The following is a 13,455-nucleotide window of genomic DNA, read 5'->3' on the forward strand; positions in this document are numbered from 1 at the left end:
AGACACAGAACTGATGAGTCGTCGGTCGGACGGATCGATCAGGGACTGGGCCGAAGCCCAGCGCCGGACGCAGCAGATACAGCTGGTCCGGCAACGCGAGGCGGAACACCCCCAACGGCCCTACGAAGGCGGTGGGGTCCGGGGGCAACGGCAGCAGGCGGCCGACCGGCAGCACCACGACGCCGAGGCGCGACGGCGATCCGCGCAGCTGGACGCCGAGGTCGAGGCCCTGCGAGTCCTGTTGGTCACGGGGTGCAGGGCTCCGGCCTTCCGCACGGCAGCCATGGTCCGGCCGGAGCAGCTGGACCCGTTCGCCCCGGGAGACCTGGCGCACCCGGTGGCGCTCCCGCGCATCGAGCAGTTCCAGCACCAGAGCAGCGGCTGGACCCTCGGCTCGGGCCAGCGGGCACACGCCGAGCGGGACGCGCACGCGCGGTACACGGCCGCCTGGCAGGCCGCGCAGGCGGCCGAGACGCAGCGGCAGCACCAACTCGCTTCGTACCGACAGCAGTACGACGTCTGGGCCGCGGAGCAGGTCGCCGGGATCCGGGCGCACAACAGCGGGCTCACCGAGCTGGCCGCCGCGCTGCGCGTCGGCGACCCGGAAGCGGTGGTGGAGTACTTCTCGGCCGCCCTGTACGTCTCGACGGCCTGGCCCGAGGCGCTACCGAGGCAGGTGGCGGCCGCCTACGACCCGGGGGCACGACAGCTCGTGCTGGACTGGGAGTTGCCCGGGTACGCGGTTGTACCGGAGGCGAGGTCGGTCCAGTACCTGCCGAGCACGGGCCAGTACAGGGTGAAACCCCGCCCGGTGACGGAGCGGCGGGCGCTGTACCGGGACCTGCTGGCGCAGTGCCTGCTGTTGGTGCTCCGCGAGCTGTATGCGGCCGACGAGTTCGGGGTGCTGGATTCGGTCCTGGTGAACGGCTTCGTGGACCGCCCCGATCCCGTGACGGGACAGGAGGCGCAGTTCGTCCTCGCCACGGTGACCGCGGCGCGCACCACGTTCGAGGGACTGCGCCTGGAACAGGTCAGCGCGGTGGACTGCCTCGTGGAGGGCCTGCGCGGGCAGCTGTCGGCGAAGCCCGACCAACTGACCACCGTGCGCCCGGGGCGTCGCCCCGGTGAGGTCGGCACGGTCATCGGCCACGGTGGGCGCGCGGACTCCGAGGAGGAGCCCGACCTCTTCGCCATGGATCCCATCGCCTTCGAGAACCTGGTGGCCGAACTGTTCCGGGCCATGGGCATGGAGGCGGTGACCACGCAGCGCTCGGGTGACGGCGGCGTGGACGTGGAGGCGCTGGACCCGACCCCGATCCGCGGTGGGCGGATCGTGGTGCAGGTCAAGCGCTACCGGAACACGGTCCCGCCGACGGCAGTACGCGACCTGTACGGGACGGTCCAGGACCGGGGCGCGAACAAGGGGGTTCTGGTCACCACGGCGACCTTCGGGCCCGGGTCGTACACCTTCGCCAACGGCAAGCCCCTGGAGTTGGTGCCCGGGGCGGAACTCGTGGACCTGCTGCACCGGCACGGGCTGCGCGGACGCCTCGGCGGGGGCGCGCCCGACGCGGCCCCGGCCCCGGTGCCGGCTCAGCGGACGGCGGAGGAGCCTCCCCCCGCCGATCACAACGTGCTCGGCATGTCCTGGACCGGCGCGGTCGCGCTCGACGTGTGCGCCCTGGTCTGCCAGGGCAGCCGGGTACTGAGCGAGGAACACTTCGTGTTCTTCAACAACCCCCGCACCCCGGACGGTTCGGTGCGGACCCACGTGCACGCGGCGCCCGACAAGGCCGCGTTGCTCGTCGCCTTCGACTCTCTGCCGCAGGCCGCCGATCGGCTGGTCCTCGTGGCCGCGATCGACCCTGAGGCCGATCCGGACGCCGACCTCGCGGGCTTCACCGACGCCCGGATCCGACTCCTGGACACCGTCGGCGAGGAATTGGGTCAGTTGGAGGTCTCCGACGGCCGAGCCGGTGAAACGGCCCTGGTCCTCGGCTCCTTCCGGCGCCGCCCGAGTGGTGACTGGGACTTCGTCCTCGGCGGCAAGGGCTACCCGGGCGGACTGGAGCCCCTCCTCGGCGACTTCGGCATCGAGGTCGTCTGAGCGGGGCGGCTGCTCTCAGAAGTCCTCGGTGTCGGCGTCCGGCTCGAACTCCGTCTCGGGCGCCGGTTCCGCCGGGCGGTGTACGTAGCGCAGCACGCCCCACATGCTCTCCGGGGTGCCGTGCCACGGCTCCGGTTCGCGGCAGCTCTCCAGCTCGCGGAGCAGGGCGGGGCCGTCGGTGCCCGAGCCGATCATGACGAGCTGCGTCAGGCGCGGCTCGCCCCGGCCCCAGGGGTGCGGGGTGAAGCGGAGGAAGCGGCCGACCGCGTGGACCTCGTAGCGCTCCTCGTGGCCGGGGACGCCGAAGTAGACGGAGCCCTTGATCCGGTAGAGGCCGGCCGGGCGGCGGTCGAGGAACTCGATGAACCGGCGCGGGCCGAGGGCCTGCTCGGACACGAACTCCGTGCTCTCGTAGGTCGCGTGGACGTGGTCCGCGTGCTCATCGCCGTCGTGATCGGCGTCGTGGTCGTGGTCGTGTGCCTGGGCCAGCAGGTCCTCGAAGGACAGCTGGCCGCGCGTCTCGGTCCACGGGCGGCGGTCGAAGAGCAGCTCCGGGTCGATCCGCCCGTGGTCCGCGCCGACGACCGGGATGCCCGGTGCGCAGAGCCCGGCGAGCGCGGCCTCGATCCGGGTGCGTTCGGCGGCGTCGATCCGGTCGGTCTTGTTGAGCACCACCAGGTCGGCGACGGCCAGGTGCCGGTCGGTCTCGGGGTGCCTGGTCCGGGTCGCGTCGAACTCCGCCGCGTCGACGATCTGCACCATGCCGCCGTACCGGACGGCCGGGTTCTCGTTGGCGACGAGCATCCGGACCATCTCCTGCGGCTCCGCCAGCCCGCTCGCCTCGATGACGATCACGTCGATGCGGTGCACGGGGTCGGCGAGCTTCTCCAGGTACGCGTCCAGCTCGCTGCCGTCCACCGCGCAGCACAGGCAGCCGCCGCCGAGGGAGACCATCGAGTCCCCGACCTGGCCGGCCACCGACATCGCGTCGACCTCGATGGAGCCGAAGTCGTTGACGACGACCCCGATCCGGGTGCCGCCCCGGTTGCCGAGGAGGTGGTTGAGGACGGTCGTCTTGCCGGATCCGAGGAATCCGGCGAGGACGATGACGGGGATGCTGTTCACCCGGTCGATCGTAGCCAGCCTCAGCCGAGGGCGGGGACCGGCTGGGGCGGGGTCGGGCCGGTGTAGCGGGCCGACGGCCGGATGATCTTCGAGTCCGCCGCCTGCTCCAGGACGTTCGCGCTCCAGCCGACCACGCGGGCCGCGCAGAAGGTCGGCGTGAACATCTCGCGCGGCAGCCCGCACAGTTCCATGACCACGCCCGCGTAGAACTCCACGTTGGTGTGCAGCTCCCGTCCCGGCTTGAGCTCGGCGAGGATCTCCTCGACGTGCCGCTCGACCTCCACGGCGAAGTCCACGAGCGGGCCGCCGAACCGCAGGGCGATCCCGCGCAGCATCCGCGAGCGCGGGTCCTCGGTGCGGTAGACGGGGTGTCCGAAGCCCATGATCCGGTCGCCCGCGAGGACCCGCTCGCGGATCCACGGATCGATCCGGTCCGCCGTGCCGATGGCGTCGAGGGTGTCCAGGGCCCGGCTGGGGGCGCCGCCGTGCAGCGGGCCGGAGAGCGCGCCGATCGCCCCGGTGAGGCAGGCCGCGACGTCGGCGCCGGTGGAGGCGATCACCCGGGCGGTGAAGGTGGAGGCGTTGAAGCCGTGGTCGATCGTGGAGATCAGGTACCGCTCCACCGCGCGGGCCCTGACCGGCTCGGGTTCCCGTCCGGTCAGCATGTAGAGGTAGTTCGCCGCGTACGGGAGGTCGTCGCGCGGTTCCACCGGCTCCAGCCCCTGGCCGAGCCGGTACAGGGCGGTGAGCAGGGTCGGTACGGCGGCGCAGGCGGCCAGCGCGTCGGCGGCCCGGCGGTCGGGGGTCAGGTCGTAGACCGGGCGGAAGCCGGCAGAGGCGCCGAGCAGGGAGAGCCCCGTGCGCAGCCCGGAGAGCGGGCCGGACAGGGCGGTGGCACGGGCCAGGGCGGGCAGGGCGTCCCGGACCTCGGCGGGGAGCCGGCGCAGCGGGGCGATCTCGGCGGTGAAGGCGGCCCGTTCGGCGGCGTCGGCCGGCAGCACGCCGCGGAACATCAGGTGCCACACGTCCTCGAAGGTGCGGCTCCCGGCGAGCTCGACGGCCGAGTACTGGCGGTAGTGGTAGAAGCCCTCACGGCCTCGGACGTCACCGAGCTCGGTCTCGGTGACCACGACTCCCGCGAGTCCGCGGGGGCTTTCGGCGGGTGCGACGGTGATGTTCATGGATCGACCATCCATGATGGACTCAATCACTGTCAATATTGATTGCATCAATATATGTAGGGTGTGCGTCATGAGCGGCATGAACGACGAGCCCGGTGAGCCCGGTGAGCCCGGTGAGCCCGGTGAGCCCGGTGAGCGAAGGATCGGCACCCAGGAAGCGGCCCGGCTGCTGGGGGTGAAGCCCGCGACCGTATACGCGTACGTCAGCCGCGGCCAGCTCACGAGCCGCCGCGACCCGGTCGGACGCTCCAGCAGTTTCGACGCCCGCGAGGTGGAGGACCTGGCCCGGCGCAGTCGGCGCGAGGCCGCGGGGCCCGCCGGATCCGCCGCCTCCGCCGGGGAGCTCTCCGTACGCACCGCGCTCACCCTCATCGAGTCCGACCGGTACTACTTCCGTGGCGTGGACGCCGTGGAACTGGCCTCCCGGTACCGCTACGAGGAGGTCGCCGAGTGGCTCTGGACGGGGACCCTGGTGCGCGGGGCCCGGTTCACCGCTCCCCCGGAGTCCCTCGCCGCGGCCCGCCGGGCGGTCGCCGCACTGCCCGAGCACAGCGGTCCGATCGACCGGCTGCGGGTGGCCGTCGCCGCCGCGGCGGTCGCCGACCCGCTGCGCTTCGACCTGTCCGCGCCGTCCGTACTGGGCTCCGCGCGCTCCCTGATCCCCACCCTGGTCGGCGCCCTGCCCGAGGTGGGCCCGGCGCAGTGGGGCGGGGACGGCCGCCTCGCCCGGCAGCTGTGGCCCCGGCTCTCCGCCCTGGACCCCGACCCGGACGCGCTGGCCGTCCTGGACCTCGCCCTGGCCCTGCTCACGGACCACGACCTGGCCGCCTCGACCCTGGCCGTACGGGTGGCCGCGTCGGCGCGCGCGCACCCGTACGCGGTGGTCTCGGCCGGGCTCGGCGCGCTCGAAGGCCCCCTGCACGGAGCGGCCGGGCGGCTCGCGCACCGGATGCTGGTGGAGGTGCTGGAGCGGGGCGGCGCGGCTCCGGTGGTGGCGGAGTACCTGCGGGCCGGGCGCAGGGTGCCCGGGCTCGGGCACCGGCTGTACGGGGCCGAGGATCCGCGGGCGACGGCGCTGTTCGCACGGCTGGAGCCGCTGGCGCAGGCCGGCCCGGCGCTGGGCGCGGCGCGCGAGGTGGCCGGGGTGATGGCCCGGCACGGCGGCGGCCTGTACCCCAATGTGGACCTGGCGCTGGCGGTGCTCACCGTCTCCTGCGGGATGGCCCCGGAGGCCGGGGAGACGGTCTTCGCGGTGGCCCGTACGGCCGGATGGATCGCGCACGCGCTGGAGGAGTACGAGGAGCACCCGCTGCGGATGCGACCGAGCGGGCAGTACCACGGGCCCCGCCCGCCACAGCCGTTGCCGTGACGGGCGGGGTGTTGCGGGGCTCGGGGTTCCCTTGGGGGTGGGTGTCCCCTCGGGGTGCCCCGGCTCAGCCGGCGTAGGCCTCGAACTCGCCGAGCTGCCCGGCCGGCCAGCCGGTGTTGCCGGTGAAGGCCAGCCGCAGGTGGCGCAGGTTCGTACCGGCGGGAAGGGCGATGGTCACCTTGTTCCCGCTCGCCGGGTCGAAGACGTAGCCCTGGGCGGCGACGACGGTGGTGAAGCCCGAGCCGTCGGAGCTGCCGAGGACGGACAGGGTCTGGGTCCTGGCCCCCCAGGCGGCCGGCGGCGGAAGCTTCAGGACCACGCGGTGGACCGGTGTGGCGGCCCCGAGGTCGACCGTGAGCGACTGCGGGAAGGCGTTGTTGAGGCTCTCCCAGTAGCTGTTCGGGTCTCCGTCGACGGCCTTGGCCGCGTCATAGCCCTGGGTGTGCGAGGACTCGGCGACCGGCCGGCCCTGGGCCAGGTTGCGGGTGGGGTCCGGGGTCGGGGTCGGGGTGGGCGTAGGAGTCGGGGTCGGCGTGGGCGTCGGCGTCGGCGTCGGCGTCGGCGTCGGCGTGGGCGTGGGCGTGGGAGTAGGGCTCGGCGTAGGCGTGGGCGTGGGAGTAGGGCTCGGCGTCGGTTCCGGTCCCGGCTGGTCGGTCGCCGGGGGGAACGGCCCGCAGTAGGTGTTCGGCAGCTTGGTGTTCCAACCGGAGTTACCGCTGCCCTGCGTCAGCTTCAGCTGCGCGCCCAGGCAGCTGTAGACCGGCTCGGTGAAGCCGATCCGGGTGGCCCTGACGTTGCTCATGGACAGTTCGGCCGGGTCGTTGAACTGGAGCGCGAACGTGCCGGTCTTGTCGATGGTGATGTTGTCGAAGTGCACGCCCTTCGTGCTGCCGGACACGAAGTGGATGGCGGCGTAGGAGCTGTCCAGGATGTCGCTGTCGGTCACGTTGATCGCGGCCTTGTCGATGGAGCTCGCCCGGCTGTCGAACCACACGGCGCCGATCGGGAAGTTCCAGCCGTAGTCGGTGTTCCCGGTCCGGATCAGGGTGTTGCGGGCCAGGGTGAAGGTCCCCGACACGTCCGTCCCCTGGCCGGGGGTGACCCCGGGGTAGCGGTTGCCGACGTGCAGGCCGCCGCCGTTGGACAGGGTCTCGGCGGCCACGTTGTCGGTGACGCTGATGTCCTTGCCGCCGTAGATCGCGATGTTGTTGGCGAGGATCGGCAGGACGACGGTGTTGTGGCTGAAGGAGTTGGCGACGTTGTTCTTGGTGTCCGCCCACATGGCGAGGCCGTCGTCGCCCAGGTTGCGCAGGAAGGTGTTCTCCACGGAGGAGCGGGTGACGCCCCAGTGGAAGTTCACCCCGTCCGCCGTCTGGTCGAGGATCCGGCTGTTCCTGATGTGGAAGTTGTCCATCGGGCCGTCCATCCAGGCCCCGACCTTGGTCCGCTGCATCCACACGTTGTCGACGACGGAGTCGCTCATCGCCCCGCCGATGGCGTTGACCTGGTCGTCGTCGATGCGGTCGGCGATCTCGCCGATGATCGCGAAGTCCTTCAGCGTGACGTTTCTGCTCGGCCCGCCGCTCTCGTGCGGGCGGATCTGTCCGCCGTATCCGCCGCCCTGTACGTACTTCCCGTAGATCCCCGCCGCGCGGCCGCGGTCGGTGGGGTGGCGCCCGGTGAGGACGGAGTGCCAGGGTCCGGCCCCGCGCAGTGTCACCTTGTCCACCACCACGTGATCGGTCAGCTTGAAGGTGCCCTGCGGGATCCACACCTCCTTCGCCTGCGCCGCGCCCGCGTCCACCGCCTGCTGGAAGGCGGTCGTCGAATCGGCGGAACCGTTCGGATCGGCGCCGAAGTCGGTCACCGACAACGAGCCGGCCGGCCTCGTGCCCGGCGCCGCGACCTCCTCGAAGTCGGCGAGGTCCACGACCGCCCACGGGGTGGCGCCGAGGGAGGCCAGGGTGAGGCGGACCTTGGAGCCCGCCGGGAGGGTCTTCCCGAAGAGGGTGCGGGTCTCCTCGTAGAAGTGGTGCGGCTTGTCGCCGTTCGGCTGGTTGGTGAAGGGATAGCTGCCGTAGAACCAGCTGTACTTGGAGGTGAAGTCCAGGTCCTTCAGCTTGGTCCCGTCCAGCTTCAGCTCCACGGGTGCGCTGATCCCCGTGCCGGCCGCGTTGTCCGGCACGGAATAGCGCACGCTCATCGCGTTCGCGGGTTTGGCCAGCGTGAACTCGACGTACTCCCCCGCCGCGTCCAGCCGTACGGCGCTGCGCCCGGACGCCTCGGCGGGCAGGCTCGTGTAGGTCCGGTCGGGCCCGATCACCGATCCGTTGGTGGCCGCCCGCTCCGCCTCCTGTTCGGTGAAGGGCACGGTCGCCCCGCGCCCCTGGACGTCCAGCGGGGACAGGACGGCCGAAGCCGCCGTCGCGGTGGGGGCCGCCACCAGCGGGAGGGCGGCGGCCGCCCCGAGGACGGCGGTGGCGGCCAGCGCGGCGAGCAGCGCGTTGGCCGGCCTTCCGCGTGCTGCGATGCGTGCTGCTGCTGCGCTCATGACGGTGGGACCTCTCCCTGCGGTACGGGGGTGTGCGCGGGCGGCTCTACGGGGTGGGGCGCGCGGAACGGGCGGTCCGGGCGGTCCGGCTGCGGCGTCAGGTCCGCAGCCAGACCGCCGTGTCCTGCCCGAGCAGCCCCTCCGCATCCGGGGCGGAGCTGCTCAGCAGGAGGCTCGTGTGGGCCGGCAGCGGGACCGGCTCCGGGGACAGGTTGACCACGCAGACGAGCCCGTCGGGGCGGCCGAAGGCGAGCACTCCGGGCGGCGCGGGCAGCCACTCCAGCGACCCGCCGCCGAAGCCGGCCGCGGCCCGGCGCAGGCCCAGGGCCGTCCGGTAGAGGGTGAGCATCGAGTCCGGGTCCCCGGCCTGCCGGTCCGCTGCGTACGCCGGCCAGTCCGCGGGCTGGGGCAGCCAGGACTCGTTCCACGGCTCGTCGGTCCACGGCAGCGGGACCCTGCACCCGTCCCGGCCGGGGTCGGTGCCGCCGGAGCGGAAGTGCATGGGGTCCTGGATGCGGTCGAGCGGGATCTCCGCCTCGGGAAGCCCCAGTTCCTCGCCCTGGTAGACGTAGACGGCGCCGGGGAGCGCGAGGGTGAGCAGCGCGGCGGCGCGGGCCCGCCGGGTGCCGAGGGCCAGGTCCGCGGGGGTTCCGAAGGCCTTGGTGGCGAAGTCGAAGCCGGTGTCGGCGCGTCCGTAGCGGGTGACCGTACGGGTCACGTCGTGGTTGCACAGCACCCAGGTGGCGGGGGCTCCGACGGGGGCGTGCTCGGCGAGGGTCTCCTCGATGGAGGTACGCAGCCGGCCGGCGTCCCACGGGCAGCTGAGGAAGGAGAAGTTGAAGGCGGTGTGCAGCTCGTCGGGGCGCAGGTAGCGGGCGAAGCGCTCGGAGTCCGGCAGCCAGACCTCGCCGACGAAGATGGCCCCGTACTCGTCGGCGATGGCGCGCCAGGAGCGGTAGATGGTGTGCAGGTCGTCGCGGTCGATGTACGGGTGGATCTCGCCGGGCCCGGGCGGCCACGGCTCGGCCGAGCGGCCGGCCAGGTCGGGCAGGGCCGGATCCTTGGCGAGCAGGGCCGCGGAGTCGATCCGCACGCCGGACACTCCGCGCTCGAACCAGAACCGCAGGACTTCCTCGTGCTCCCGGCGGACGGCGGGGTGGTCCCAGTTGAGGTCGGGCTGCTCGGGGGTGAAGAGGTGCAGGTACCACTCCCCGTCCGGTACCCGCGTCCAGGTGGCGGCTCCGTTGAACTGCGAGGGCCAGTCCCCCGGCGGCAGTTCGCCGTGGTCCCCGCGACCGGGGCGGAAGTGGAAGAGCTCCCGTTCGGGGCTGCCGGGGCCGGCGGCGAGGGCGGCCTTGAACCAGGCGTGCTGGTCGGACACGTGGTTCGGGACGATGTCGACAATGGTGCGGATGCCCAGTTCACGGGCCTCGGCGATGAGCTTCTCGGCCTCGGCGAGGGTGCCGAAGGCGGGGTCGATGGTGCGGTAGTCGGCGACGTCGTAGCCGCCGTCGGCGAGCGGGGAGAGGTACCAGGGGGTGAACCACAGGGCGTCCACGCCCAGTTCGGCGAGGTAGGGGAGGCGGGCGCGGACGCCCACGAGGTCACCGGTGCCGTCCCCGTCGCCGTCGGCGAAGCTCCGTACGTACACCTGGTAGATGGCGGCCGAGCGCCACCAGTCGACGGCGTTTTCGGGCAGGGGAAAGTCAGCCACGGAGGGGTCCTTTCACGGCGGTCTCTTCACAGCGGTTCTCACGGGGGGCGACCGGGCACGGCGGCGGTGCGGGGTGGTTCTCACCCCTTGAGGGAGCCTGCCGTCAAGCCGCTCATGATGTTGCGCTGGAAGATCAGGAAGATGATGAGCGTGGGCGCCGAGGCCATCGCGAGCGCGGCGACGAGATGGTTCTCGGGCACTCCCCTGGCGAGTGAGTAGATGCCGACGTTGAGCGTCTGCAGGGCCGGGTCGGGGAGGGTGAGCATGGGCCAGAGGAAGTCTTTCCAGACCCCGACGATGGCGAAGATCGACACGACGCCGAGGACGGGCCGGGACATCGGCAGGACCACGGAGCGCAGGGTGCGCAGGGAGGAGGCTCCGTCGATGGCGGCGGCATCGAGGATCTCGCCGGGGATGGAGTCGAAGAATCGTTTCAGAAGGAAGATGTTGAAGGCGTTCGTGACCGAGGGCAGCCAGATCACCCAGGGCGTGTTGAGCAGGTTCCGCTCGATGAGCGGCATGTCCAGGACCGTGAGGTACTGCGGTACGACGAGGACGGTGGCCGGGATCATCAGTGTCGCCAGCATCATGCCGAGGACCGCTTTGCCGAAGACCGGCCGTAGCTTGGAGAGCGAGTAGGCGGCGGCCACGTCGAGGACGAGCTGGAAGGCCAGGGCGCCGAACGCGTAGTAGAGGGTGTTGAACAGCAGCTTGGCGAGGTCCATGACCTTCCAGGCCGCCGAGTAGTTCTCGGCGTGCAGGGAGTCCGGGACCACGGTCGGCGGGACCTGGGTGAACTCCGCGGTGCTCTTGAGGCCGTTGGCGACCATCCAGTAGAGGGGCCCGAGGAAGACGACCGTGAAGCCGATCACGACCACGGCCAGGACGGTCCAGTAGGCGATCTTGCCTCGGGTGCGGCCGAGTTGGGCCGGGGATATCAGCGTGCGCTCTGACATGTGGGTGCTCCCGTCAGTTCTCGTTGTCGCGGCTCAGCCGGACGTACACGGCGGAGAAGCCGGCGAGCAGGACGAGCAGGCACAGGCCCAGGGCCGCGGCGCCGCCGTACTGGTTGAAACTGAAGGCGTACTGGTAGATGAGGACGACGACGGTGGTGGTCGAGCCTTCGGGGCCGGCGCCGCCGGTGAGCATGAACGGTTCGACGAACACCTGCATCGTCGCGATGATCTGCATGAGCAGCATCAGCGAGAGGATGAGCTTGGTCTGCGGGATCGTCACGTGCCAGATCTTGCGCAGCACCCCGGCCCCGTCGAGTTCCGCCGCCTCGTAGAGCTCGCCGGGGATGCCCTGGAGGGCTGCCAGGTAGATCAGGGTCGCGCCGCCCATGTTCATCCACGTGGAAGCGATGACGACGGAGAGCATCGCGGTATCGGTGGATTGCAGCCAGTCTTGCGCCGGCAGGTGCAGGAATTCCAGAATCCTGTTGAAGACCCCGTATCCGGGGTCGTAGAAGTACTTGAAGAGCAGGATCGAGGCGACCGGCGGCATCATCACCGGGAGGTAGACCAGCAGGCGCAAGTAACCCTGTGCGTGCCGGAATTCGTTGAGCACGATCGAGACCACGAACGGGACGGCGAAGCCGAGTACCAGCGCGAGCCCGCTGAAGAGCAGGGTGTTGCGCCAGGCCTGCCAGAACGCCGGATCGTTGAAGACGTAGCGGAAATTGTCCCAGCCGACCCAGTGGACGGCTCCGCCCTCGGTCTTCTGGAAGGCCAGCAGGAACTCCCGGACCATCGGGTACCAGGAGAAGAAGGAGAAGCAGAGGACGGCACCGATCAGAAATCCGTGGGCCGAGAGGTTCCGCTTGAACGCCCGGACGAATTCCTCGCGAGAGGTACCGGGCAGGGTGGGAGCCGACATCGCCGCTCGCTCCTTGGTGGGTCGTCGCCATCGATTGCGCGGGGGTACGGGGCCTGCGGGCGGGTCCGGGCCGGGGAGGCCGCCCGGACCTCCCCCGGCCGGGACCGCTACTGGTTGGCCAGCACCTGGTTGACGGCCTTCTCGGCCTCCGTGAGGAGCTGCGTCGAGTCGGCGTCCTTGTTGGTCAGGACCGCCGACATCACCTTGTCGAGGACCTTGTAGACCTCCTGGGCCTTCGCCGGCTCGGCCTTGCCGGCCACCGGGTTGTCCAGGAAGGGCTTGAAGTTGACGACCGGCATGGTGGCGTTGGCGGCCTTCAGCTCGTCGTCCTTTGCCTTGCTGGCACCGGTGAAGAAGGCGGGCTGCGGAAGCCCGACCGGCAGGCCGTCGGCCTTGGAACGGTCGTACTGGAACTGCCCCTTGCCGACCGCGAGCGTCTTGAAGTTCAGCCAGGCGATGGCGGCCTTGACCTTGTCCGGCGAGCTGCCCTTCTTGATCATGTAGCCGTTGCCGCCGGCCAGCGTCGCGGCGCCGCCGGGGATGGGGCCCATGCCGAAGTTCTCGTACTTGCCGGAGAGCTGCTGGACCATGTAGGTGATGTCGTCGGGCGCGGCGAGGAACATGCCGAGCTTGTCCGAGGCCATCTGCTTCTGCAGGTCACCCCACTTGAGCAGCTGGGTCTTGCCCATGCTGTCGTCCTCCCAGCGCATGGCGTGGAGGTTGTCCACGAGCTGCTTGCCGGTCGGGTTGTTGAAGGCCGCCTTGCCGTCGGCTCCGACGACGTCGCCGCCCATGCCGTACATGGCTGCGGTGAAGTGCCAGCCGCCGGTGTTCTCGACGCTGTACTCGCCGTAGCCGGCGGTGCCGTTGCCGAGCGCCGCGATCTTCTTGGCGGCCGCGCGGACCTCGTCCCAGGTGCGCGGGGGCTGGTCGGGGTTGAGGCCCGCCTGCTGGAAGAGCTTGCGGTTGATCAGCAGGCCCATCGTGTAGTTGCTGGTGGGCAGCCCGTAGAGCTTGCCGTCCTGCTTGAGGGTGTTGACGACGTTCTTGTCGATGTCGTCGATGCCCGGAACCGTCTTGGCCGTGACGTACGCCGAGATGTCCTCGGCTCCGTCGTTGTCCAGGACCTGCTTGAGGTCGGTGAAGTACGCGTAGAAGACGTCCGGCTGCGACTTGGCCTTGAGCATCGCCGTGAACCGCGGGGGCTCCAGGCACTGGCCGGGGGTGGAGCGGCCGTCGATCGTGACGTTCGGGTAGGTCTTGTTGAACTCCGCCACGTCCTCCTTCCACTGCTTGAGCTCGGCGGCCTTCGCCGCCGGCGGCATGCAGTCGATGGAGATGGTGACCTTGGTCTTCGGGTCGAGCGGTGCGGAGGCGTCCGTGGAACCGCCGGACGGCTGGTTCTTGGTGTCGTCCCCGCTGCTGCTCGTGCCGCAGGCCGCGAGGGCGGTGACGGCGAGCGCCGAGACGAGGGCGGTCGCGGTGGTGCGACGGATGTTGGTTCTCATCGGTGGTCCCCTTCGAGCATCG

Annotated in this window: 9 protein-coding genes; 2 read left to right on the forward strand and 7 right to left on the reverse strand. The window is 71.1% G+C overall.

Going from position 1 to position 13,455, the window contains the following annotated elements:
- The first annotated feature begins 13 nt into the window (after positions 1-13).
- Positions 14-2,107 carry a restriction endonuclease gene (locus AC3IX6_RS08735; protein WP_489369659.1) on the forward strand — a complete coding sequence of 698 codons (2,094 nt, stop codon included), beginning with the start codon at positions 14-16 and terminating at the stop codon, positions 2,105-2,107.
- Between the two features lie 15 nt (positions 2,108-2,122).
- Here the strand turns inward: AC3IX6_RS08735 and AC3IX6_RS08740 are convergent, their stop codons facing one another.
- Together AC3IX6_RS08740 and AC3IX6_RS08745 are read right to left on the reverse strand one after the other, a co-directional pair.
- Positions 2,123-3,232 (reverse strand): CobW family GTP-binding protein, encoded by a 1,110-nt coding sequence (locus tag AC3IX6_RS08740; RefSeq protein ID WP_489369660.1) that lies wholly within the window; start codon positions 3,230-3,232, stop codon positions 2,123-2,125.
- Between the two features lie 20 nt (positions 3,233-3,252).
- Positions 3,253-4,428 (reverse strand): citrate synthase, encoded by a 1,176-nt coding sequence (locus AC3IX6_RS08745; RefSeq protein ID WP_489369661.1) that lies wholly within the window; start codon positions 4,426-4,428, stop codon positions 3,253-3,255.
- 64 nt (positions 4,429-4,492) lie between these two features.
- Between AC3IX6_RS08745 and AC3IX6_RS08750 the strand changes: the two genes are divergently transcribed.
- Entirely contained in the window at positions 4,493-5,782 is a 1,290-nt protein-coding gene (locus AC3IX6_RS08750) for a citrate synthase (protein WP_489371377.1), read from the forward strand.
- Positions 5,783-5,846: 64 nt separating this feature from the next.
- Here the strand turns inward: AC3IX6_RS08750 and AC3IX6_RS08755 are convergent, their stop codons facing one another.
- The 5 genes from AC3IX6_RS08755 to AC3IX6_RS08775 form a co-directional block, all read right to left on the reverse strand.
- The gene (locus tag AC3IX6_RS08755) at positions 5,847-8,333 is read right to left on the reverse strand and encodes a discoidin domain-containing protein (protein ID WP_489369662.1); all 2,487 of its coding nucleotides are present in this window, start codon (positions 8,331-8,333) and stop codon (positions 5,847-5,849) included.
- Positions 8,334-8,430: 97 nt separating this feature from the next.
- Complete coding sequence (locus tag AC3IX6_RS08760; RefSeq protein ID WP_489369663.1) at positions 8,431-10,047, reverse strand: glycoside hydrolase family 13 protein; 1,617 nt, start codon at positions 10,045-10,047, stop codon at positions 8,431-8,433.
- An 80-nt stretch (positions 10,048-10,127) separates the two neighbouring features.
- Positions 10,128-11,003: a carbohydrate ABC transporter permease gene (locus AC3IX6_RS08765; RefSeq protein ID WP_250746509.1), complete on the reverse strand. Its 876-nt coding sequence runs from the start codon at positions 11,001-11,003 to the stop codon at positions 10,128-10,130.
- 13 nt (positions 11,004-11,016) lie between these two features.
- The gene (locus AC3IX6_RS08770) at positions 11,017-11,925 is read right to left on the reverse strand and encodes a carbohydrate ABC transporter permease (RefSeq protein WP_489369664.1); all 909 of its coding nucleotides are present in this window, start codon (positions 11,923-11,925) and stop codon (positions 11,017-11,019) included.
- 107 nt (positions 11,926-12,032) lie between these two features.
- The gene (locus AC3IX6_RS08775; RefSeq protein ID WP_489369665.1) at positions 12,033-13,433 is read right to left on the reverse strand and encodes an ABC transporter substrate-binding protein; all 1,401 of its coding nucleotides are present in this window, start codon (positions 13,431-13,433) and stop codon (positions 12,033-12,035) included.
- Positions 13,434-13,455: the final 22 nt, after the last annotated feature.

It is taken from the genome of Streptomyces sp. GL_141, assembly GCF_057834385.1.

Excerpts from the sequence above, each read along its gene's own strand:
- AC3IX6_RS08735 (WP_489369659.1), top strand. The coding sequence starts at position 14 with ATGAGTCGTCGGTCGGACGGATCGATCAGGGACTGGGCCGAAGCCCAG.
- AC3IX6_RS08745 (WP_489369661.1), bottom strand. The coding sequence starts at position 4,428 with ATGGATGGTCGATCCATGAACATCACCGTCGCACCCGCCGAAAGCCCC.
- AC3IX6_RS08755 (WP_489369662.1), bottom strand. The coding sequence starts at position 8,333 with ATGAGCGCAGCAGCAGCACGCATCGCAGCACGCGGAAGGCCGGCCAAC.
- AC3IX6_RS08765 (WP_250746509.1), bottom strand. The coding sequence starts at position 11,003 with ATGTCAGAGCGCACGCTGATATCCCCGGCCCAACTCGGCCGCACCCGA.
- AC3IX6_RS08770 (WP_489369664.1), bottom strand. The coding sequence starts at position 11,925 with ATGTCGGCTCCCACCCTGCCCGGTACCTCTCGCGAGGAATTCGTCCGG.
- AC3IX6_RS08750 (WP_489371377.1), top strand. The coding sequence starts at position 4,493 with ATGAACGACGAGCCCGGTGAGCCCGGTGAGCCCGGTGAGCCCGGTGAG.
- AC3IX6_RS08775 (WP_489369665.1), bottom strand. The coding sequence starts at position 13,433 with ATGAGAACCAACATCCGTCGCACCACCGCGACCGCCCTCGTCTCGGCG.